16 protein-coding genes are annotated in these 23,427 nt (G+C 52.1%); 13 read left to right on the forward strand and 3 right to left on the reverse strand.

Features of this window, described 5'->3' with window-relative positions; all coding sequences use genetic code 11:
• The 6 genes from leuS (at position 1) to NQF89_RS06940 (ending at position 10,591) form a co-directional block, all read left to right on the forward strand.
• Complete coding sequence (gene leuS / locus NQF89_RS06915) at positions 1–2,610, forward strand: leucine--tRNA ligase (protein WP_266137846.1); 2,610 nt, start codon at positions 1–3, stop codon at positions 2,608–2,610.
• Between the two features lie 14 nt (positions 2,611–2,624).
• The gene (locus tag NQF89_RS06920; RefSeq protein ID WP_266137847.1) at positions 2,625–3,371 is read left to right on the forward strand and encodes a hypothetical protein; all 747 of its coding nucleotides are present in this window, start codon (positions 2,625–2,627) and stop codon (positions 3,369–3,371) included.
• Positions 3,368–4,372 carry a DNA polymerase III subunit delta gene (gene holA / locus NQF89_RS06925; RefSeq protein WP_266137848.1) on the forward strand — a complete coding sequence of 335 codons (1,005 nt, stop codon included), beginning with the start codon at positions 3,368–3,370 and terminating at the stop codon, positions 4,370–4,372. Before NQF89_RS06920 ends, holA begins: the two co-directional genes overlap by 4 nt.
• Positions 4,373–4,615: 243 nt before the next feature.
• Positions 4,616–7,006, forward strand: a complete 2,391-nt coding sequence (locus NQF89_RS06930) for a TonB-dependent receptor (protein WP_266137849.1) — start codon at positions 4,616–4,618, stop codon at positions 7,004–7,006.
• A 334-nt stretch (positions 7,007–7,340) separates the two neighbouring features.
• Positions 7,341–9,782 (forward strand): TonB-dependent receptor, encoded by a 2,442-nt coding sequence (locus tag NQF89_RS06935; protein WP_155579552.1) that lies wholly within the window; start codon positions 7,341–7,343, stop codon positions 9,780–9,782.
• Between the two features lie 125 nt (positions 9,783–9,907).
• Positions 9,908–10,591, forward strand: coding sequence for a Fe2+-dependent dioxygenase (locus NQF89_RS06940; protein WP_155573649.1), 684 nt, complete (start codon positions 9,908–9,910; stop codon positions 10,589–10,591).
• An 81-nt stretch (positions 10,592–10,672) separates the two neighbouring features.
• On the opposite strand, the gene minE is transcribed toward NQF89_RS06940, so the two are convergent.
• From minE to minC, 3 genes are all read right to left on the reverse strand, one after another.
• Entirely contained in the window at positions 10,673–10,978 is a 306-nt protein-coding gene (gene minE, locus NQF89_RS06945) for a cell division topological specificity factor MinE (protein WP_155573648.1), read from the reverse strand.
• Positions 10,975–11,790, reverse strand: coding sequence for a septum site-determining protein MinD (gene minD, locus NQF89_RS06950; RefSeq protein WP_155579551.1), 816 nt, complete (start codon positions 11,788–11,790; stop codon positions 10,975–10,977). The genes minE and minD overlap by 4 nt, the downstream gene beginning before the upstream one ends.
• A 185-nt stretch (positions 11,791–11,975) precedes the next feature.
• Complete coding sequence (gene minC / locus NQF89_RS06955; RefSeq protein WP_407652358.1) at positions 11,976–12,752, reverse strand: septum site-determining protein MinC; 777 nt, start codon at positions 12,750–12,752, stop codon at positions 11,976–11,978.
• A gap of 84 nt (positions 12,753–12,836) precedes the next feature.
• Here minC and NQF89_RS06960 point away from each other — a divergent pair, with 84 nt between their 5' ends.
• From NQF89_RS06960 to NQF89_RS06990, 7 genes are all read left to right on the forward strand, one after another.
• Entirely contained in the window at positions 12,837–13,505 is a 669-nt protein-coding gene (locus NQF89_RS06960; protein WP_266137850.1) for a glutathione S-transferase family protein, read from the forward strand.
• Positions 13,506–14,690: a BaiN/RdsA family NAD(P)/FAD-dependent oxidoreductase gene (locus NQF89_RS06965; RefSeq protein WP_266137851.1), complete on the forward strand. Its 1,185-nt coding sequence runs from the start codon at positions 13,506–13,508 to the stop codon at positions 14,688–14,690.
• Positions 14,691–14,732: 42 nt separating this feature from the next.
• Positions 14,733–15,488, forward strand: a complete 756-nt coding sequence (locus tag NQF89_RS06970; RefSeq protein ID WP_266137852.1) for a response regulator transcription factor — start codon at positions 14,733–14,735, stop codon at positions 15,486–15,488.
• The gene (locus tag NQF89_RS06975) at positions 15,475–16,908 is read left to right on the forward strand and encodes a sensor histidine kinase (protein WP_266137853.1); all 1,434 of its coding nucleotides are present in this window, start codon (positions 15,475–15,477) and stop codon (positions 16,906–16,908) included. Before NQF89_RS06970 ends, NQF89_RS06975 begins: the two co-directional genes overlap by 14 nt.
• A gap of 269 nt (positions 16,909–17,177) precedes the next feature.
• Positions 17,178–20,357, forward strand: a complete 3,180-nt coding sequence (locus NQF89_RS06980; protein WP_266137854.1) for an efflux RND transporter permease subunit — start codon at positions 17,178–17,180, stop codon at positions 20,355–20,357.
• Positions 20,354–21,703 carry an efflux RND transporter periplasmic adaptor subunit gene (locus tag NQF89_RS06985; protein ID WP_155573641.1) on the forward strand — a complete coding sequence of 450 codons (1,350 nt, stop codon included), beginning with the start codon at positions 20,354–20,356 and terminating at the stop codon, positions 21,701–21,703. Before NQF89_RS06980 ends, NQF89_RS06985 begins: the two co-directional genes overlap by 4 nt.
• A complete protein-coding gene (locus NQF89_RS06990; protein WP_099026842.1) occupies positions 21,703–23,310 on the forward strand; it encodes an efflux transporter outer membrane subunit in 1,608 nt (535 codons plus the stop codon). The genes NQF89_RS06985 and NQF89_RS06990 overlap by 1 nt, the downstream gene beginning before the upstream one ends.
• The last annotated feature ends 117 nt before the right edge of the window (positions 23,311–23,427 follow it).

Raw genomic sequence — 23,427 nt, forward strand, 5'->3', positions numbered from 1 at the left:
ATGAGCGATAAAACAGTGAATAGCGCAGCCGAGTCCGGTTTTGACTTCCATGCGCGGGAGCCGCATTGGCAAGCCCGTTGGGCTGAGGCGGGGACCTTCCATGTGCCGGATGTACCGCCAGCCGATAAGCCTAAATATTATGTGCTGGAGATGTTCCCGTACCCTTCTGGGCAGCTCCATGTAGGGCATGTGCGTAATTATACGCTAGGTGATGTCGTAGCACGTTATAAACGCGCGCGGGGTTATGCTGTGTTGCACCCTATGGGGTGGGATGCGTTTGGCCTCCCAGCGGAGAATGCCGCGCGGGAGCGTGGGGTGCATCCGGGTACATGGACATTGCAAAATATCGCCACCATGCGCGGCACGTTGCAACGGCTAGGCTTCTCGCTGGATTGGAAGCGAGAGATCGCTACATGCTTGCCGGATTATTACGGCCAGCAGCAAAAGCTCTTTCTCGATATGTTGGCAGCGGGTTTGGTAGAACGGCGCGATTCGTCAGTGAATTGGGACCCAGTGGACCAAACTGTTTTGGCAAATGAACAAGTTGTGGATGGGCGCGGTTGGCGGTCTGGCGCGTTGGTGGAGAAAAAGACGCTCTCCCAATGGTTCCTCAAAATTACCGATTTTGCTGAACCCCTTTTGGAAGGGCTGAAAACACTTGATAAATGGCCAGAGCGTGTCCGCACCATGCAGGAGCGTTGGATTGGCCGTTCTGAAGGGGCGCGGATTCGCTTCAGCCTGCATAATCCTCCGCAAGGCTATGATGTGGATGGCGATTCCATTGAGGTTTTCACCACCCGTCCTGATACGCTCTTTGGGCTAAGCTTCATTGGTATTGCAGCGGATCATCCCTTGGCGCGTAAGGTTGCGGCGGGCAATGCTGAGGCGCAGAGCTTTATTGAGGAGTGCCAGAGAGTTGGCACGTCCGAAGAAGCGTTAAGCACGATGGAAAAACGCGGCTTTGATACGGGCCTGCGTGTGGTGAACCCGTTGAACCCAGAGCAAACCGCCCCGGTCTGGATCGCTAACTTCGTGCTGACAGAATATGGCACGGGTGCTGTGTTCGGGTGCCCCTGTGGGGACCAAAGAGACCTCGATTTTGCGCGTAAATATGGGTTGGATGTCCCTTCCGTTCTGCTGCCTACAGGTGAGGAAGAAGCGACGTTTAAAGTCGGGAAGAAGGCCGTCACAGGTGAGGCCACGCTTTATAATTCCGGCTTTTTGAGCGGTAAGACGACCAAAGAGGCGATTCGTGCAGCTATTGCGCGGGTGGAGGAGCTTGGCGTTGGGCAGGGTGTAACTAATTGGCGTTTGCGCGATTGGGGTATTTCTCGCCAGCGTTATTGGGGCTGCCCCATCCCTATCATCTATTGTCCGTCTTGTGGTGCGGTCCCCGTGCCTGAGGCAGAATTGCCGGTGACCTTGCCGGAGGATGTCAGTTTTGACGTACCGGGCAATCCGCTAGATCATCATCCAACATGGAAGCATGTTGCTTGCCCTAAATGTGGGGCAGAGGCGCAGCGGGAAACTGATACATGCGATACGTTTGTTGATAGCTCATGGTATTTCGCCCGCTTTACCGCCCCACAGGCCAAAACACCGACAGAGCGTAAGGCTGTTGATGGCTGGCTTGCGGTGGACCAATATATTGGCGGTATTGAGCATGCGATTTTGCATCTCCTTTATGCACGCTTCTTCACGCGTGCGATGAAGAAGACTGGCCATTTGGATGTGAGCGAGCCTTTTGCTGGCTTGTTTACGCAAGGGATGGTCACTCATGAGAGCTATCGTGATGGGGCGCAATGGCTATATCCTGATGAGGTCGAGCAGCGCGGCGCTGAAGTTGTGCGGAAGGATAACGGTAAAGCCGTGACGGTTGGACGCTCGGAGAAGATGTCCAAATCCAAGCGTAATACGGTCTCGCCTGTGGAGATTATCGAGCGTTACGGGGCTGATACAGCGCGGTGGTTTGTGCTTTCCGATAGTCCGCCAGAGCGTGATATGGAATGGACAGCAGCCGGTGTGACGGCGGCCGGACGTTTTATGCAACGTCTGTATCGGTTGGTTCAGACGGTTGCTGCGCAGGATGATCCTCATGCCGCGCATGATACGGCAGGGGATGAGTTGCGCCATGTGACTCATCGCACCATTGTCGCAGTGACGGAAGCATTGGAAGGCTTTACGCCGAATGTGGCTGTTGCGCGTCTGCATGAGCTGGCCTCGGCACTGGGTGAGGCCACTGGCCATGAGGAGGGCCTTCCCGCAGCGCGGCGTGAGGCCGCTTATGTGCTGGTGATGTTGATTTCCCCCATGATGCCGCATCTGGCAGAGGAGTTAATGTCCCTCTTAGAGCCAGAAGGCCCCATGGTTGTGGAGCGGCCTTGGCCGGAGGCAGATGAGAGCTTATTGGCGGTAAAAAAAGTCACGATTGCTGTGCAAGTGCTTGGTAAGCTGCGTGGGACGATTACATGCGCCCCTGATGAAGCTAAAGAGGTTGTTATCGCGCAAGCCAAGGATGAGCCGAATGTGGCGAAGGCTTTGGCAGGCAAGCGTATTGTTAAGGAAATCCATGTGCCAAACCGCATTGTTAATTTCGTGGTAGCAGGGTGAGTAAGAGGGGCTGGATGAGCAATATGTGCCAAATGCAGCGTATTATACGCGGGGGGCTTGTTATTCTTGCCGCAGGATTAGGGATTACGAGCCTTGGGGCATGTGGCTTCCAGCCTCTTTATGGCAAGCAATCAGCCCAAAAAGAGGTTGCGGTTAATGACCAGTTGAAGAATGTCTTCGTTGCGAACATTCCCAGCCGTTTTGGGCAGGAAATACGCCTCGCTTTGCAAAAGGAAATGGCTGGAGATGGGCCAGAGCGGCCAGAAGGCTATGTATTGCGTGTGAGTGCGACAGCCTCGTTAGAATCAGTTGATGTGCATGAAGATAACACATCTGGTCGGACGCGCGGTGTTGGTTGGGCGGATTGGCGTTTATATCGTGTCGGAGACATGGATAACGTTTTAGCACGTGGTTATGCCCGGACGATGGATGGCTATAATATGTATATTGAGCAATATTTTGCTCAAACCTTAAATAACGAGACGCTTTATAAACGGATTGGCGAAAATCTCGCTCATGAGATCACCATGCAAGTAGCCGTATGGTTTAAGGCGCATCAATCCCTTGGGCAGGAGAAATCCATTCGTCCCGGGCGTGACCCTTATTTGGACCGTCTGCCAGGGATTCAACGGACAGATATGCAGAATCTGGGGGTGGATGGCTTTCCTTCGAGTATGACGGGGCGCAGTAGCAATAGCATTACCACTTCGACAGGTGAGGATAGCCGCCACCTACAGGAGGAAGAGGATAACGGCCTGTGAGGATAGGCACGCAGGCTGCCGAGCGGACCATTACCGAGGCAGCTCGTTGGCGTGTTGTTCTTCTCCATGGGGAGGATCATGGTCTTATCCGTGAGCGCGCTAAGCGTGCGGTGCAAACGGTTCTTGAGGATTTGGATGACCCTTTCCGCCTTGCTCGGTTAGAAAGCGAGGAACAAGGCCGTTTTGAGGAAGAAGCCTCGGCCCTTTCTTTAACAGGAGGGCGGCGGGTTGTTTGGGTGCGTGGGGTGAAGGATGAGCTTTTACCTCCGCTTAAAGAAGCTCTAGCTCAAGAGAGTGATACGCTGGTTGTGCTGGAGGGACCGGAGCTGACAGCACGCTCTAGGTTGCGACAATTTGCGGAAAAACATGAGCAGGTTGCCGCTATAGGCTGTTACCCTGAAGAAGGGCGGACCTTATCGCGCACGGTTGCGGATATGTTGGCTGAAGAGCGCATAACGCTCGATAAAGAGGCGATGGTTTGGTTCCTCGAGCATGTGGGTAATGACCGCAGCCTTGTGCGCAGTGAGGTAGAGAAGCTTCGTCTCTATGGTGAGCCGGGAACGAGATTGGATATAGAGGCGGTACAGGCTTGTGTGGGGGATTCGGGTCAAGCCTCGCTAGATGATGCTGTGTACGCAGCTTTAGCGGGTAACCGGCTGAAGGCGGACCGGGCTTTTGAGCGTGCTATGGCTGATGGCACGAGTGCTGTAGCTTTTGCGCGTGTAGCATTGTCTGTATTAGAGCGGATGCAACAGGTGAGCTTACGCGTTCAGCAAGGGGCCTCGCGGCAAGAGGCGATGGCGGCTTTAAAACCGCCTGTTTTCTTCCGCCGTAAAGATGAGTTTCTCGCTGGGCTACAACGCTGGTCCTTCCCCGCTTTGCAACAGGCCGCACGCGCTACGCAAGCTTTGGAGCTTGCATGCAAACAAAGTGGCGCACCTGATGAGTTATTATGCCGTCGTCATGTGGTAAAGCTGTGTTATCCGCGTTCTTTTTTATAAAGAAGATGTAAGTAGCATCCTCATTCTTTAAGTTCTTCTTGTAAGAAAGAATGGTTTTCCTAAAAAAGCGTTATTTTTATTAATATGGAGGGGTTTGGTTTATCTCCTTGAAAAACATGATTATTTTTACGTCCTTCTCAAAGGGAGAGGCGTATTGGGGAGAAATTAAATTAAGTTTTATTATTAAATGAAAATGATTATCATTTAGAGAAGAACGAGATTATTCCTTGCATGGTGATGTAAATGAGTCGATTTATCCGCAGCGGCCTTAGGCCTTTTTCAGCAGCCTTGACCTTAGGGAGCGTTGCGGGGGGAGCGTATGCAAACACAACGGCCGCTGCCGATGCTGCGCATATAGGGGCTAAGCCTAACATACAGGCGACAGAGGCCGACTCGGATGGTGACCAAACAGCGGCGGATGTTGGTGTTCAAGCTAAGGGTGTGGAGCGCATCCATGTAGTGGGGCACCCATTTAATACATTGCATGCAAGCAATGATATGGGGCGTATGCCGCAAGATGTGATGCATACCGCTCAGACAATTGATGTTGTCCCGCGGGAGTTGATTAAGCAGCAGAATGTCAAATCTCTTGATGAAGCCCTGAAGAATGTGCCCGGTATTACAGCCTCTGTTGGGGAGGGGGCTGGTGGGATGAGTGGGGATCAATTCCTCATCCGTGGGTTCCCTGCGCAAAATGATATTTATGAGGATGGCTTGCGGGATTTTGGTGTTTATACCCGCGATAGCTTCTTCCAAGATTCGGTGAATGTCATTAAAGGCCCATCATCTGAAGTATTCGGTAATGGGACAACGGGCGGGGCGATTAATATTGTTACAAAGACCCCGACATTACATGACCATTACGGTGCTGACTTTAGCGGTGGGTCGGCTAATTTTTATCGTGGTGTTGTGGATGTTAATAAACGCATCAATGATACATCAGCCTTCCGTGTGGAAGGTATGGCTAACTCCAACGATGTTGTAGGGCGCGATTATGTATATTCCCATCGTTGGGGTGTTGCGCCATCTATAGCTTTTGGTTTGGGAACCAAGACAACTGTTGTGTTGCAGGTGATGCACCAAACATCGCGTAATGTTCCCGATTATGGTGTACCCGTTGTGAATGGCCATCCCATAACGGAGAGCTCGTCCTTTGGGGTACGGCGTAGTAATATTTATGGTAAATCGCAAGACCATGATAATAGTGACGATACAATGGAGACGCTGCGTTTAAAGCACGTCTTTAATAAGCATCTTACCTTTCATAATGATTTACGCTTTGGTGAATATAGCCGTGACTTTGCGGCATCTTCACCACAATGCGCTAATGCGTCATGCTCGGAATTGCAGATTTATAATCCGGGTTATAAGAAGGTGGACCCTGCGGCGGGGATTGGCCTTAATGGCGGGCCAATGCCGTATAAGCAAAAGAGCTGGTCTTTCCAAGATGTGGCCTCCCTACAGGCTGATTTTAAGACAGGCTTCTTGCGCCATCAGCTCGTAACGGGGGCGGATTTTGAATATGTGCAGGATTCCCGGCGGCAATATGCGTATGATGCTGTAGGGGCTAATCGGGCAATTCCGTGGCAGAATACATATCATCCTCAGCGTGATAATTATGGCTATGGGACGTGCCGCGCTGATTCTGGGAATTGTTGGAAGAATACGAATTATAGCCTAGGGCGGCCTGATTCCCATGGTTATGGGTTTGATACGGGCTTATTCTTGTACGATCAAATCTGGTTTGCAAAATGGGTGTCCATCAAAGGGGGATTCCGGTGGGACCGTTGGCAAACAGCGTATAAAACATGGGGGGCTGATGGGCAGGAAAGTGCTGCTGCACGGGGCCCGCAAGGGAAGGCTCCCTCTGCTGCGCTAAATTATCACGATACAAAAGGCGTCTTTAACCCGACAGCCAGTTTGCTCATTACTCCCAATAGCTGGCAGACCTTTTACTTCACTTATGCGAGCTCTACCACGCCGATGGGTATGTATGTGACCAATGGCGCAATCCCTATTCGCCCCCTTAATGGGCAGGTTGCTACTCAGCCAGAGCGGGCAAAGCTCTATGAGGTCGGCTCGAAGATGAGCTTCTTGCATGACCGTTTAGGGGCGACAATTTCGCTTTTCCGGCTGGATAAGAGCAACGCTCTGACAACCGACCCGATTGCGGGGCAGGTTTTGGCCACAGGGGTGAAGGAGCGTAACCAAGGCTTGGAGCTCTCCCTTGGGGGGATGATTCTGCCGGGTTGGAACATTACCGGGACGTATGCTCTATATGACCCTCGCGTGATGTCTGGCGCGAATCACGGGCGGAATATCCAATATGTGCCGCATAATCAGGCGACCTTATGGACCGCATATGAAGCCTTCCCCGGTAAGTTGTGGAACTTTACGATTGGCGGAGGCGTTACATGGCGAGAAGGCGTGTATCTGGACCTCGCAAATACGGCGAAAGTCCCGGCTAATGTGGAGTTCGATTCTTACATATCCCATCGTATCAATCGGCATTGGGTCGTATCGCTTAATGCGTATAACCTCTCCAACCGTTTGAATTATAATTCCCTCTTTACAAACCGCGTTACCCCAGCGCCGGGCCGTGCCTTCTTGGGGCGGTTGAGCATGGATTATTAAATCACCACTCAAAATATCAGGGTGTGAACCGCGCTTGCTTGCCTTTCAGAGAAGGGCAAGGGGCGCGGTTTTTTGTGAATGCGCGTTTGTTATCTCACTGTTCTGTAACATTTATGAGGGGAGAGGCACGCACTTAAAGCGGCTTTTATGATGGGGCCCTTGGCTGAATGATAGGAGAATACTGCGCTTTTTGTGTTGTGGCAATTAAGACACAATCGCAACTTTAAATAGTTTGTCATCTTTTTTAATGTTTGAAATTGAGAATAATTATCATGTAGGAGAAAAATCATCCTCTTTCGAGGGGCTGTATCATTCTTGCTGTGGAGCATCTTTTATGAGCCGTTTTATTCACCGGTGCCTTAGGCCAGCATCTGCCGCTCTGACATTAGGGAGTGTTGCAGGGGGAGCTTATGCTGCTGATGTGGCTGCAAGCCAGCATCAGGATAGTGCGAAACCAGGTGATAAACGTCATGTCGCTGCAAAGGCTGAGCATAAGGCTGTCACTCAACAACATGCGCCGTCATCTGCGACGCAGGGGAGCGCAACGCAGCTGGCTTCAGCGCAAACCACCCCGCAGCAAGAGGGAGTCCAAGCGAAGGGTGTAGAGCACATCCATGTGATTGGGCATCCTTTTAATACCATGCATGCAAGCAATGATATGGGACGCTTGCCGCAGGATGTGATGCATACGGCGCAGACGATTGATGTTGTTCCGCGGGAGCTGATTAAGCAGCAAAATGCGAAATCATTGGATGAAGCCTTGCGCAATGTCCCCGGCATTACGGCTTCCGTTGGGGAAGGGGCTGGTGGGTTGAATGGCGACCAATTCCTCATCCGTGGCTTCCCTGCGCAGAATGATATTTATGAAGATGGCTTGCGGGATTTTGGTGTCTATTCACGCGATAGCTTCAATTATGATTCCGTGAATGTCATTAAGGGGCCATCCTCTCAGGTCTTTGGGAATGGGACGACCGGCGGGGCCATCAATGTCGTTACAAAGACCCCGACGGTTAATAATCATTATAATGTCGATTTTAGCGGCGGGTCTGCCGATTATTTCCGCGGTACGGTGGATATTAACCAGCGTATTAATGATACAACGGCCTTCCGTATAGAAGGGCTGGGGGCCTCCAATAATGTTGTCGGGCGGGACCATGTGTGGGACCACCGCTGGGGGATTGCGCCGTCTATCGCGTTTGGGCTGGGGACAAAGACAACCGTTGTCCTGCAAGTCACACACGAGACGGATAATAGCGTACCTGATTATGGGATGCCCGTTGTCAAGGCGCGTGGCTCAGCCTATGGGCGGCCTATCTCAGAATATGGCGTCCCGCGGGAGAATTGGTACGGCAAACGCCAAGACCATAACCATACTGATGATACGATGGAGACATTGCGGCTGAAGCATATCTTCAACGACCATCTAACCTTCCATAATGATACGCGTTTTGGTGAATATAGTCGTAATTTTGAGGCCTCTAAGCTTGCTTGTGGGGCGCAATGTGTGAATGCGCTCAATAGTGGTAATTACGGGGCTGGGAGCATTCTTCGTAATACAAATGGGAGTGTGCCGCTGCCTTATAAGCAAAATAGCTGGTCCTTCCAGGATGTAGCGTCTTTGCAGGCTGATTTTAAGACAGGCTTCTTACGGCATCAGGTCGTGACGGGTGTTGATATGGAATATGTCCATGATTCCCGGCATCAGGATACTTATGAGGGTGTATCTATTAAAAACCCTACACCTACAGCGAATATGCTTAACCCTAACCCTGATAATGTGCCTGATGCGATGGTGCGCCGTGTGTCGGCACGGGCGAACTCTATGCCGGATATTGCCGGGATTGGGAAGAAGCCGAGCAGCCGTGGCTATGGGTTTGATACGGGTATCTTCTTGTATGACCAGATTTGGTTTACCAAATGGGCGTCTATTAAAGGTGGCTTCCGTTGGGACCGTTGGCAGAGCAATTATAGGGTCTATGGCCTTGAGAACTTGCCTAATAATCCTGACCGTAGCTTCCCGCAGACAAAGAATACCTTTAACCCAACGGCTAGCCTGATTTTAACGCCTACAAAATGGCAGACGATTTACTTCACCTATGCGAGTTCTACAACCCCAACGGGGATGTATGTAACAAGTGGGGCTGTGCCCGTACGGCCGGGGAGACAGGGGGGCGTGGATACGCGGCCGCAAAAAGCACGTTTGTATGAGGTAGGCAGTAAGTTCAGCCTATTGCATGACCGCTTAGGGGCTACCATCTCGCTCTTCCGGTTGGATAAGGATAACGCGCTGACGACTGATCCCGTCTCTAACTCCACCATTAATACAGGGGCACAGCAGCGTAACCAAGGGATGGAACTCTCCGTTGGGGGGATGATCCTACCGGGATGGAACATCACAGCGACTTACGCATTATATGACCCCAAGACATCGCCTAACGGTGGGGGAAAGATGCATAATCAAATCCAATATGTGCCACATAATCAGGCGACCTTGTGGTCTGCTTATGAGGCCTTCCCCGGTAAACCGTGGAACTTTACCATCGGTGGGGGGCTAACATGGCGTCAAGGCGTGTATTTGAATAACGATAACACGAGCAAGGTCCCTGCTAATTTGGACTTTGACTCCGTTATTTCTCATCGTTTTGGGCGGCATTGGGTTGCCTCTCTTAACGGCTATAACCTCGCCAATCGTCTGAATTATAATAGTCTCTTTGCAGGTTATGCGACCCCAGCACCGGGGCGGACCTTCTTGGGCCGTTTGACGATGGATTATTAATTTTGGTCTATCCTTCTTGTATCGCAGGGAGGATGGGGTGAAAGTTTCATAAGGAGCGGGCTGGGACTGCCTGCTCCTTTTTACGAATACCCTGCTGACATGGGATAATGGAAAGGCGTGATTTTATGATGTTGCATATTCCTGCGGTTCTCTCCGCGGAGGAGCTGGCAGAACTACGTGGCCGCCTTGCAGCGGGAGAATGGGTTGATGGCCGTGGGACGGCGGGGCCGCAATCAGGCAGTGTAAAAAACAATCTCCAAATCGCGCCGGATAGCCCTTTAGGGCGTGAGCTTTCTACCTTTGTGTTGCGTAAATTGGGGACGAATCCTCTTTATAATAGCGCAGTCCTCCCTTTACGCCTCGTTCCTCCTTTGTTTAATCGCTATGATGTCGGGATGAACTTTGGGGCGCATGTGGATAATGCGTTGCGTCCTATCCCCGGTACAGGTCATCGTGTCCGAACGGATGTATCCAGCACACTCTTTATTTCCGATTTGGATGAATATGAGGGCGGGGAGCTAGTTCTTCATGGTCCGTCCGAGGAGAAGCGGGTACGGCTTCCTGCGGGGGATATGATTGTGTATCCCACAACAGCGTTGCATACTGTAACGCCTGTTACGCGTGGTAGCCGTTGGGGGTCGTTCTTCTGGGCGCAATCAGTGATTCGCTCGCAGGAGCATCGGTCTATCTTGTTTGATTTGGACCAGAGCATCATGGCTCTGACAGAGACACACGGGCCGAAGGATCAAGAAGTCCTAAGGTTGACCAATGTGTATCATAATTTATTGCGGAGTTGGGCGGAGCTATAAAGGGACCGCATCTAGACTTTAAGAACCGGCGGCGGAGCTAGGGCTCCGCCTGCATAACGGTACAATGTGGGGTAACTGGCTTTAAAGCTCGTCACTGGTGACGGTGGAGACCTGTGCACGCAAACCACTTTGAGGGACTTGGATATCAATCTCCAATTTGGAGCATTTATGCCCTCTATCAAGCTTTACATGAACATTATCTTCATCTACCGACACATGGCGTGCGAGGACCTCTAGAATCTCCGCATGTAAGGTACGGAGGAGGGTAGAATCCCCCCCCGCTTGGGCTTGACGCTCATGGGCTAGGAGAATCTGTAAACGGTCCCGGGCAACATTACTGCTTGTTACGGGGCGTTTTTTATTAAAAAAGCTATCCAGAAAACTCATGAGCCCCTCTTTTTGAAGATGCGGTCAAATAGGCCACGTTTTTCTGTAGGAACATTGACAGGGATGTCCTTGCCTTTAAGCCGCTCTACAGCCTCAAAATAGGCCATAGCAGGGGCACTTTCAGGGGCGGCAAAAGTGACGGGAGCTCCTACGTTGGAGGCTTTAAGGACATCTTCACTCTCTGGCACAACGCCGAGCAGTGGAAGGGAGAGGATACCCACCACATCTTCCACACTGAGCATCTCTCCGCGTGCAGCGCGGCTAGGGTCGTAGCGTGTCACAAGGAGATGTTTCTCCACTGTTTCACCTTTTTGGGCGCGGGCGGTCTGGCTATCCAACATCCCGATGATGCGGTCGGAGTCACGCACAGAGCTAACCTCTGGGTTTGTGACAATGACCGCATCATCAGCATGATGCATCGCAAGCTGTGCCCCGCGCTCAATTCCTGCTGGGCTGTCGCAGAGGATCCAGTCGAAGCGTTCTTGTAATTCCTGCATGACGCGGGCAACGCCCTCGGCGGTGAGGGCGTCTTTATCGCGTGTTTGGGAAGCAGGGAGGATAGAGAGGGTCTCGCAGCGTTTATCACGGATAAGGGCTTGGGAGAGGGTGGCCTCATTTTGGATGACGTTGATGAGGTCGAAAACGACCCGCCGCTCCACACCCATGATGAGGTCTAGATTACGCAAGCCTACGTCAAAATCGACCACAGCCACATTCTGCCCGCTATGTGCCAAAGCGGCACCTAGGGCGGCTGTCGTTGTTGTTTTGCCAACGCCCCCTTTACCGGATGTAACAACCACAATCTTTGCCATGAAGTTCCCAGCCTTCCTAATTTGAGTGGCCGATTAGCCGAATGTTAGCAGCACACACATTATGGACCTTAGGAGGAGCCTTTATCCTCCTTATCTGTCCCCACACTCTATAGTAGCTCCTAGAAAATGATAAGATGTCCTTGCATGAAAAATACACAATGTTTCTTTCAAGAGTGTAAAAACGATCAGTTTTTTATAACAGCTGCTTGTAGAAGAACGATTTTTAGCTGTTCATCTTCTAGATAAACTTGAGCAGCTTGCCCGATAGGCTCAGCAGGCATTTCCTCAGCAACCATGTAAAAACCATCAATGGCGAGCAATTCCGCTTCCATTTTGGTGGTATAGATGCGCGCATGAGGGCGACCATCGACCCCGGCAATGGCGCGCCCACGCAGGGGGCCATAAACATGGATAGACCCCCCAGCGATAATTTCCGCCCCAGAGGAGACCGGCCCTAGGATAATGACATCACCATCAGGGTTTTGGATAGATTGCCCAGAGCGTACGGGGCGATTAATGATGAGGGGTTCTTTGATAGGGTTAAGAGGCGGGGCTTTTTCTTCTTCCTCAGGGAGTTGGACAGGCCCGCTGGGGCGACCGCCTTGGAGTTCGATAGGCCATTCCCATGTTTGTAAGGCTTGCCAGTGGCGGTCAGCCCCTTCTATGCCGATAAGATGAATATGGCGTTGGCGGAGTTCTTGCTGGAAGCCTGCAAGGCCTTCAGTATGTTCATCAAGTAGGCCAAGATCTAAAATAACGGGCTGGCGATTGAAGAACCCAGCCGCGCGTTGCATGTGATTATCCAGCCCAGCGAGCCAGTCTTTTAAAGGGGCCTCTGGAGAGAGAATAAGCGCAAGGAAAGAACGGCCACGGGCACGGATAGTCATGCCATTAGGCTTTGAGGCTTGCACTGAAGGCGCATCTGATGGATGAAGTGGCTGAGATGCTGACGGGTTGGACATGAAGCTGGGGTCACCTGGCTGTTTGTCAGAATTATGGAGTGTCTTTTAATGGTCCATAGCATAAAAATGCATTAGGAAAGACATATGCGTATATTGCATCACTTACCCCTCTCTCCGCAATCGCGTTTTGTACGTCTTATGTTGACAGAGAAAGGCTTGCCCTTTGAGCTTGTCGTAGAAAAGACGTGGGAGCAAAATGAATCCTTCCATAAGTTAAATCCCGCAGGGGAAGTCCCTGTCTTGGTGGAAGATAACGGTATTGTCGTACCTGGTTCGCGGGTTATTGCTGAGTATTTGGAGGATGCTTATCCCGATATGCCGCTATTGGGGCGGACAATGGGGGAGCGCGTTGAGATACGCCGTTTAGTGGATTGGTTTGAGAGACTTTTCCAACAAGAAGTTACAGTAAATTTGGTGGGAGAGAAGGTAGAAAAACGCCTTTTTGGGCAGGGCCATCCAGATGGGAATATTCTACAAGCTGGCTATAAAAATCTTCGCTTCCATTTAGATTATATCGGCTATCTTGCTGAGACACGCACTTGGTTGGGAGGGGCTACACTCTCTGCGGCGGATTTTATTGCTGCGTCACATTTATCTGCGTTGGATTTTCTAGGTGATATTGATTGGCGTGCAGCCCCTTGTGTGCGGGATTGGTATGCCCGTATTAAATCACGCCCTTGCTTTCGGGCTTTATTGAGCGATCGTGTGAGTGGCGTTACCCCGCCTGCACATTATGCGGATCTCGATTTTTGAATGTGGGATGTTATCGTCATAGGGGCTGGTGCAGCGGGGATGATGGCCGCTGCTCATGCAGGGCAAAAGGGTGCGCGCGTCCTTGTGCTGGATCATGCAGAGCAGCCGGGGCGGAAGATTCTGATTTCTGGCGGGGGGCGGTGTAATTTTACGAACATTAGGGCAGATTGGAGGTATTATCGCTCCGAAAATCCGCATTTTTGCCGCTCAGCCCTAGCGCGTTATCGTCCTCAAGATTTTTTGGCTTTGGTGGAAGCTCACAAGATAAGCTGGCATGAGAAGGAAGATGGTCAGCTTTTTTGTGATGAATCTGCCCGGCAGATTGTCACAATGTTGGAGGCTGAATGTCGTGCCGCGCATGTGCGCTTTCAGCTTGGTTGTGTGGTGCGGGATGTCGCGCATGATGGCCATGTTTTTGCGGTGGAGACCGCGCAGGGTGTGCTGCAGGCGCGGGCGGTGATTTTGGCAACCGGAGGGTTGGCTTTGCCAAAATTAGGGGCAACGGACTTCTCTTTACGCATCGCGCAGCGTTTTGGGTTGCGTGTGGTTGCACCGGCTCCGGCCTTAGTGCCCTTTTGTTTGGCTGAGGCCCAGCCGGAACTTGCCGGTGTGTCTTTGCCTGTTACGGCGTCTCTTATGGGGCGGAAAAAACCCTGCTTTACGGGGGGTATGGTCTTTACGCATCGGGGTGTGTCTGGCCCTGCGATTTTACAGATTTCTTCATGGTGGGAGAGGGGCGAGGCTGTGCGTCTTAATCTTCTTCCCGGTCGAGATGTGTATGAGATGATGCGGACTATCAGCCAGAAACGGCCAAAGGCCCATGCTGCGGCTTTGGTGGAGGCCCTGCCTGCACGTCTAGCACGATATCTTATTCATGGGCGGATGGATGGACGTCCTTTGGCAGAACAGCCCGCAAAATCTGTGCGTGTTTTAGCAAACTATGTGGCAGATTGGACGATAAGGCCGAGCAGCACGGAAGGGTATGCTAAGGCGGAGGTCATGCGGGGAGGAGTGGATACGCGGGACTTGTCCTCCCAAACGATGGAGGCACGCTCTGTGCCGGGGCTTTATATTGTGGGGGAAGCGGTGGATGTGACGGGCTGGTTGGGGGGCTATAACTTCCAATGGGCATGGGCGAGTGGTGTGGCAGCAGGACAGGCTGCGGCAGAACGGGTTAACGTATAGGGTAAGACTGAGGGGACAGTCCCGCGTGGGAGCATATAGCTGATGGTAGATATATCTTTGAAAAAGAATGAGCGGCAGCCTTGGCCTAGCGATCCTCATGAGGAGGGGAAAGGCCATGCCCCAGCGAAGCTTCTTTTAATAGAGGATGACGATAGCCTCGCTGAGGAGGTAGTGGAGGACTTACGCGGGCGTGGTTATGATGTGAGCCGTGCTGCCACGGGGCCAGAAGGGCTGGAGATGGCCCGAACAGGTGAGCATGACCTTTTGGTGATGGACCGTATGTTACCGGGGCTTGATGGACTAAGCATCTTAGAGACGCTGCGTGAGCAGGGGATGACAATGCCCGTCTTAGTCCTCTCGGCATTATCGGCGGTAGATGATCGTATTAGCGGGCTTAAAGCGGGCGGTGATGATTATTTGACGAAGCCTTTTGTGATGGAGGAATTAGCCGCACGGCTAGAGGCTTTATTGAGGCGGCCTATTTATGGGCGAGCCTCTATGCTGAAGTTAGGGCCGTTGGAGATGGACCTGCTAGAGCGGCGCGTTCGGCGCGAGGGGCGGGAGATTGAGCTATTGCCGCGCGAGTTCCGTTTGCTGGAATATATGATGCGTCGGCCTAATACTGTCCTTACCCGGACAATGCTGCTTGAGGATGTATGGAATTACCGCTTCGTCCCGCGGACGAATCTTGTGGATGTGCATATCGGTAAATTACGCCGCAAGGTGGATAAGGAGGGTGAGGAAGCGTTAATTCATAGCATCCGTGGGGCGGGGTTCTGTTTGCGTGTTCCGGAGTGACCTTTTCCGCACCGCAGCGTTCCGGCTGACCTTAGGGCTTGTTGGCATCATCGTGCTGGGCATGTTGTTGGAGCTAGGCCTTCTTTATGGGCAGATTAGCACTTATGAGAAGCTCCGCACCGATGATTTGCTCCGCCGCTCCGCCTCTGTTTTGATGCAGGAAGCTCCGGGTGATTTGGAAATCCGTCTAAAGGAGCGCAGCACAAGCGAGCTACGCGTTTTTCTTAATGCCGCAGCGTTGTTTGATAAAAATCGTCATCCCATCGTAGGAGATATGAAGGCATGGCCTGCTGGGCTTAAGTTTGGCCCGACCATGCAGAAGCTCTCCTTTGTGCTGCCAGACCATAGCGTTACAGTCATGCGTTTTTTGGTGGTGGAAGTTCCGGGGATGCAGCCGGGGCGGACGCGGCTTTTAGTGCTAGGTCGCTCCCGTCATATGATTAACGAGCTATGGCAGGTTGCGCAGCGTTCAGCATTATTTGCGATGGTGCCGGTGGTGCTGTTCGCGTTGTTAGCGGGGATGGTCCTTAGTCGCAGGGCCTTGGGACGCATTACCAAAATGCACTCCTCTATTGAGCAAATTATGAAAGGCCAAATGCGTGAGCGTTTACCTGTTGGGCGCGGGCATGACGAGCTAGACCGCCTTGCAGGCTCGGTAAACCGTATGTTGGATAGGCTAGAGCAGCTTATGGGGGAGATGCGCGATGTGGGTAACGATATTGCTCATGACCTCCGCACCCCTCTAGCACGCGTGCAAGCGCGCTTAGATCGCGTTAATGCTGTGGCGCAGAGTTTGGACCCTTCCATAGAGGATAAAGAGCGTTTTGAGCGTGCGATGGGGTTATGCCAGCGCGATTTGGAGCAATGTTTCTCCATCATTACGGCGTTATTGCGTATTGGTGAGATTGAGACAGGCCAGCGGCGGGTGGGTTTTCAGCAGATGGATATTATGCCCTTGATGATGGATATGGCCGATTTATATGAGCCTATAGCGGAGATGCAGGGTTTATCCCTCTCCGTGGTCCCGCATGAAGGGCCGGTCCCTCTTTGGGGGGATGCGGATTTATTGAATGAAGTCTTAGCAAACTTACTGGATAATGCACTGAAGTTTACAGCCGCGGGAGGCAGCGTCACCTTACGGGCGGGCTGTAATGAACTTGCAGAAGCGTGGTTTGAAGTACGCGATACAGGTGTCGGTATTGCTATAGAGGAGCGCAATGCGGTGATGGGCCGTTTTTACCGTGCAGATAAAAGCCGTCATATCCCGGGGAGTGGCCTTGGTCTCAGCTTAGTAGCGGCGATTGTTCGTCTGCATGAAGCCCGCCTTGTGATTGAAGAAAATAATGAGGTGGGCGTGATGAGTGGCACTGTCTTCCGCCTCATCTTCCCTGCCATTACGGCAGAGGATAAAGCTGCTTAATGGAGAGGAGGGTATGAGGGGGGAAGGAAAATAAATTGTAACGGAATTGTGTTATTTAAAAATCTTTTCAGATGAAAAGGATTTCCTCTTTCATTCCTCCCGTTATAATCTCCTCCCATGAGATAAAAGCGGCCTAGTTGCGCGCAGTGGAGAGATATAGTGCCCCGTGTGATGAAAAAAGAGACATATGCTTTTTCTACAATATTATGGGGCGGAGTGCAGCGCGTGATGCAAGGGGGGGGCGCATGTAAGGTAGGTGCGTTAGCTGTATGAATGCGATTGTTCTAACAGCGTTACGGCGGCCTTACACTTTTGTGGTGATGTCCATCATCATCGTCATTTTTGGTGTAAAAGCGATTTTGGGAACACCGACTGATGTATTCCCAAATATTAAGATACCTACTGTTGCCGTTGTTTGGTCTTATACTGGCTTAATGCCGGAGGAAGTCTCAGGCCGTATCGTTTATTATTACGAGCGCGCTTTAACAGCGACCGTGAATAACATTGAGCATATAGAGAGTAACTCTTATTACGGGCGCGGTATTGTAAAGATATTCTTCCAACCTGGGACGGATGCTGCTGTTGCGCAGACGCAAATTACCTCTGTATCGCAGACGGTTATTAAGCAACTTCCCACAGGGGCAACCCCGCCTTTGATCCTGGCATTGGATGCGTCTTCTGTCCCTGTGCTGACCTTGCAGGTGAATAACCCGAATATGTCGGCTTCGGAGGTCTATAATATGGCCTCCAACCTCATCAGGCCGGAGCTTGTCTCAGTCGCTGGGACGGCCATCCCTAACCCTTATGGCGGTGTGGCAGCGGATATCATGGTGGATATCGATCCCGTGAAATTGCTGGCTCATCGGCTCTCCCCGGTAGATGTCGCCAGCGCGTTGAATCGCCAGAATATTGTTCTCCCCGCTGGGGATCAGAAAATTGGGCCGATGGATTTCATGGTGCGGACTAATTCTGCCCCCATGGATATTGAAGCCTTTAATAAGATGCCGATTAAGCAGGTGGGTAACTCGGTCATCTATATGCGTGATGTCGCTTGGGTGCATAAAGGTGGCCCTCCGCAGACAAATGCCGTGCTTGTCCGGGGTAAGCAGGCGGTGATGATCGTCATCCTTAAAAGCGGAAATGCCTCGACCTTAGAGGTCGTTAATGGCGTGAAGAAGCTCCTCCCAGATATTCAAAAAACCCTGCCAGAGGGGACGAGCATGAACATCCTGACGGATGCTTCTAGCTTCGTAAAGGAATCTGTGGTGGATGTGGTGCGGGAGATGGTCACGGCGGCTATCCTAACAAGCCTTACCGTACTGCTCTTTCTTGGTTCATGGCGATCGACCGTTATCGTGGCGGTGTCTATTCCCTTAGCGATGTTAGCGGCACTGATTTGCCTAAGCCTCGCTGGGCAGTCCATCAATGTCATGACCTTAGGCGGTCTGGCGTTGGCTGTGGGTATTCTCGTGGATGATGCCACGGTGATGATTGAGAATATCGATGCTCATTTGCATATGGGTAAAGAGCTAGAGCAGGCTATTATTGATGCTGCGAACCAAATTGTTATTCCGACTTTTGTCTCTACAACGTGTATTTGTATTGTTTGGTTCCCTCTTTTTGGTCTGACGGGTGTGTCCGGCTGGCTCTTTATGCCTATGGCAGAGGCGATTATCTTTGCGATGATCGCGTCTTTTATTTTCTCACGAACTCTTGTGCCCACCATGGCGAATTGGCTGCTCGCCGCGCAGGTGCAGCAGCAACGTAATCCCGACCATGGCACGGGGCGGCGAGGTATTTTTGGGACGTTTCAAGAGGCGTTTGAAGCACGGTTTGAACGATTCCGCCATCTCTATCATGAGGTTCTGTTACGCGCTTTAGCGAACCGGAAGCGGTTTATCATTATTTTCCTCTCTGGGGCGTTATCGTCCTTATTATTATTGTTATTTGTCGGGCAGGATTTCTTCTCGGAGATTAAGTCCGGCACGATGCAGATGCATTTTCGCGCTCCGATTGGCACACGCATTGAGGAAAGTGCCAAGCTTAGCGGCCTTGTAGAGAAGAAAATCCGTGAGACATTGCCCGGCCAAGTTAAGTTGATTGTCAATAATTGTGGTTTGCCGATGAGCCAGATGAATCAGGCTATGGTCCCTTCACCGACAACGGGCGCGCAAGATTGTGACGTGACCATCCAATTAGCGGAATCCGAAAGCCCCGTTGCAACATACCGCAAACAGTTACGTAAGGCGTTGAGTACGGCCTTCCCCGGTATGGTCTTTACCTTCCAGCCGGGGGACTTGACGGCAAAAATCCTCAATTTTGGGCTGCCATCACCGATTGATGTACAAATTGTCGGGCGTAATTTGCAGGATAATTACGCCTTTGCAGTCCGTTTAGCCCAGCGGCTGCGGAAGATTCCGGGGGCGGTGGATGTAAGTATTCAACAGCCGATGACCCAACCAACCATGCTCATCAATGCACGGCGGAGCTTTGCGCTGGGGACGGGCGTTTCCGAAAAAGATATTGCCTATAACGTGCTGACGACCCTCTCGGGTAGTTCTCAGGTGGGGCAGACTTATTACCTCAATGCCCAAGGGACATCGCAGCTGATTGATGTGCAAGCCCCAGCGAATTATTTGCAGACGCTTAATGATCTCCAAAAGGTGCCGATTGATAAAGGCGATGGCAACCCGCAAAACCGGACCATGCAGATTATGGGGGGCTTGAGCCAGATTGTGCAGACAGGCACGCCCGCTGAGGTCTCACATTATAATATCATGCCGGTTTTTGATATTTATGTCGCGCCAGAGGGGATAGACCTTGGCAGTCTATCGCGGGCTGTAAAGCGGGAGGTAGAGGCTGTGCGGGCAGATTTGCCCCGTGGCTCTAGCATGGTAGTGCGTGGGCAAGCTGTGACGATGAACAACGCTTATATTCAGCTCATTGGTGGGTTGTTGCTCTCTATCGTGCTGGTTTATTTGATTATTGTTGTTAATTTCCAATCATGGTTGGACCCGTTTGTGATTATTATGGCCTTACCAGCTGCTTTGGGAGGCATTGCGTGGAGCTTATTCCTTACACATACGACCCTCTCCGTCCCAGCCTTAACGGGGGCGATTATGTGTATGGGTACCGCAACAGCTAATGCAGTGCTGGTGGTCGCCTTCGCACGGGAGCGGTTGGAGGACCATGGCGATGCCATTTTAGCGGCCTCCGAGGCGGGGTTTGAGCGTATTCGCCCCGTGTTAATGACGGCTCTTGCCATGATGATTGGTATGATTCCTATGTCCGTCAGTAATTCCTCCAATGCAGCTTTAGGGAAGGCGGTGATTGGCGGGTTGCTGATGGCTACTGTGGCAACATTACTGTTTGTTCCCTGTGTGTTTGCTATGATTCATGGTGGTGCCCCGAAGGGGAAACGGGCTGTTACGCAAGGAGAAACGGTATGACATCGACCTCACAACAGCCATCATCTCCTATGCGTGGTAAGGGGCGTGTGTGGCTTTATGGCTTGCTGGCTGTGTTGGTGGGGCTGGTGGTTATCGGCTTGCTGCAACGGGCATGGCATCATGCAGCCTTAGAGCGGGAGGCGGCTGATGAGGCCATTACCCGCGTGGTGTTAATTAAGCCACAGCCCGGCCCTGCCACGCGTGAGGTCGATTTACCAGCGAACTTAGCCGCATGGTACGAGGCCCCCATCTATGCGCAGGTCTCCGGCTATGTGAAGATGTGGTACAAAGATTACGGTGCGCATGTAAAACGGGGGGATTTGCTCGCAGAGGTCAGCACACCGAGTATTGATGCTCAATATGCAGCGGCTAAGGCACATTATGAGGTGATTAATGCTCGGTATAAATTGGCGTTGATTACCACCCAACGTTGGACGGCTTTACGCAGCACGCAGGCGGTCTCGCGCCAAGAGGTAGATGTGCAAGCCGCTAATGCAGCGGCCCAACGGGCCGAGTTGGATGCGGCGGCTCATGAGGTAGAGCGTGTCGAAGCGTTGGAGAACTTTAAGCGGATTGTTGCCCCTTTTGATGGCATTGTAACCTCGCGTTTAGTCAATGTTGGGGATTATGTTAACGCCACAGGCGGCAATATGAGCGCACGTGGGGCTATGGCGGAGTTATTCTCTGTTGCGGATGTGCATAAAATCCGTGTTTTTGTCTCTGTCCCGCAGGATTTTGCGAGTGTCATCTCCCCTAAAATCAGTGCGGATTTAAGCGTGCCACAATATCCGGGGCGTTCCTTCAAGGCGCGCTTTTTAGCCACGGCGAATGCGTTTAATGCCGCCACACGCACGGTGACGACGGAGCTTGTGTTGGATAATCCCGATGGGTTGCTCTGGCCCAACTCCTATGCGACTGCGCATATTCATGCCCCGGGGGATACGAATATTCTCATCGTCCCGACCAATGCGCTTATTTTCCGTGCACAAGGGATGCAGGTGGCTAAGGTTGTTCATAACCACATTACTTTGCTGAATGTGCAAGCGGGGACGAATTATGGGATGACCACGCAAATCCTTTCAGGCTTATCAGCGGAGGATGAGATTGTGGCTAACCCTACTGCGGATATGTTGGATGGCGATGAGGTAAAGGTCGTGACACCAACACGGGGTTATAATGATCATAAACCTAAAGAAGCCCCAGCGGTTAAAAATGTCACATCGAATGATTTACGCCGCGTGGGGGCTATGCCGCCGCCTGATGAGAATAACACGGATGATGCTGATAAAACGGGGGGAGCGGTGCATGACAAACCGGCTGTGCCCTCACAGCAGGAGCAGCATTAATGGCGGGGCGTTTATGGGGGCGGGTGTCGTTAGTGATAGGCGGGCTTTCGTTATGCCTGACTTCGTGTGACCTTGCCCCTCATTATCATACGCCGCATTTTATTTATCCTGATGGGTGGGCTGGCAAGGGCATTATGGGGGATGCTCAGCCCGCTGATGCTATTGAGCGTGGGCAATGGTGGACGCTCTTTCATGATCCGCAATTAGATGATCTAGAAAAACGTTTGGAGGCCTATAACCCAGACCTTCAAGCCGCGGCTGAGGTTTTTACACAAGAGCGCGATATCGCACGGGAGACTGAGAGCCGTCTGTATCCGCAATTAGCCGGTGGCGCACGGATGAGTCGTAATAAGCAGTCGGAAGGGCGGCTCTTTTTACGGCGTAGCAACAATACGCCTATTTATGAGTCGAACGTAGCCTATAGCGGTGCGGCAACATGGGAGCCGGATTTTTGGGATGCTATCCGCAACCAAAGTCATATGCAAAAGAACTTGGCACAAGCTGGGGCGGCACAATATGCGTTGACGCGTTTGTCGCTTCAAGCGGAGTTAGCGTCCAATTACGTTACGTTGCGCGGGATTGATGCACAGCTTGCCGTGTATGATGATTCCATTCGTTATTTCCGCACAGCGGTGGAGATTACGCGCTTACGGCAGGGCGGGGCTATTGGGGCGGGGCTGGATGTCTCGCGTGCTGAGAACCAACTTTATGATGCAGAGGCCGCTAAGAGTGACCTCATGGCGGCACGCCAGATAGAGGAACATGCAATTGCTGTCATGGTTAATATGGTGCCGGCAAGTTTCCATATCGAGCCGATTAAAGACATCCGCATGCATTTCGGGACAATCCGTGTGCAGAGCGGTTTACCCTCTACGCTGTTGGAGCGGCGGCCTGATGTCGCGGTGAGCGAACGGCAAATGGCAGCCGCAGCACGGGCGATTGGCGTCTCGCGTGCGGCCTTTTATCCGCATATCGTCATTAGCGCGACTGGTGGGTTTGAAGATTCAGGGTTTGACCTTGCCAGCATTTCACGTGCGTTTTGGCAAATTGCGGTGCAAGCGGTGGAGCCTCTTTTTACAGGCGGTATGCGCCGTGCGGCTTTACAACGGGCATGGTCGCAATATCGGGAGCGGGTAGATGCGTATCGCGCGACTGTATTAGGTGCCTTTCAGGATGTAGAAGATGGTCTTAGTGAGACCGGGTTATACCACCAAGAGCAGCTCCAGCAGCATCAAGCTGTCGAAGCGGCTTTACGGACCCAAGCCATGACCATGGCCCTTTATACTGGCGGGTTGAGCAATTATCTGGACGCGCTGGTGGCACAGCAAGATGCGCTGAAGGCACGTTTATTAGAGGTCCAAGCGCAGATGAAGCAGGTGCAAGCGACAGTGCGGCTTATTCGCGCTCTAGGGGGTGGCTGGTCGGATAAATTATTACCCGATATTAAGAGTATCGACCCGATTGGCCCGCTGCAATATAAGGGCCTGCATCATGCTCGCCCTGCGGGGGAGGTGCCCGTGGGGGTGGCGCAGCATGGCTCGGAGATTGAGCCACCTCTTGCAGAGCGTGACTTTACAGGTGCGCCGCATGAGACAACACATCCTTAATTCTACCTTGACGAAGCAGGGGATAATAGTCTAGGGAACGCCCCTAGTCGAACGCGGGAGGTAGGGATGCTCCCTGCCGTCTTAACCGCGGTTCGGGTACTAAAGATAAGGAGTCCC

Source organism: Bombella pollinis, assembly GCF_026385485.1.
In the GTDB taxonomy this organism is placed as follows: domain Bacteria; phylum Pseudomonadota; class Alphaproteobacteria; order Acetobacterales; family Acetobacteraceae; genus Bombella; species Bombella pollinis.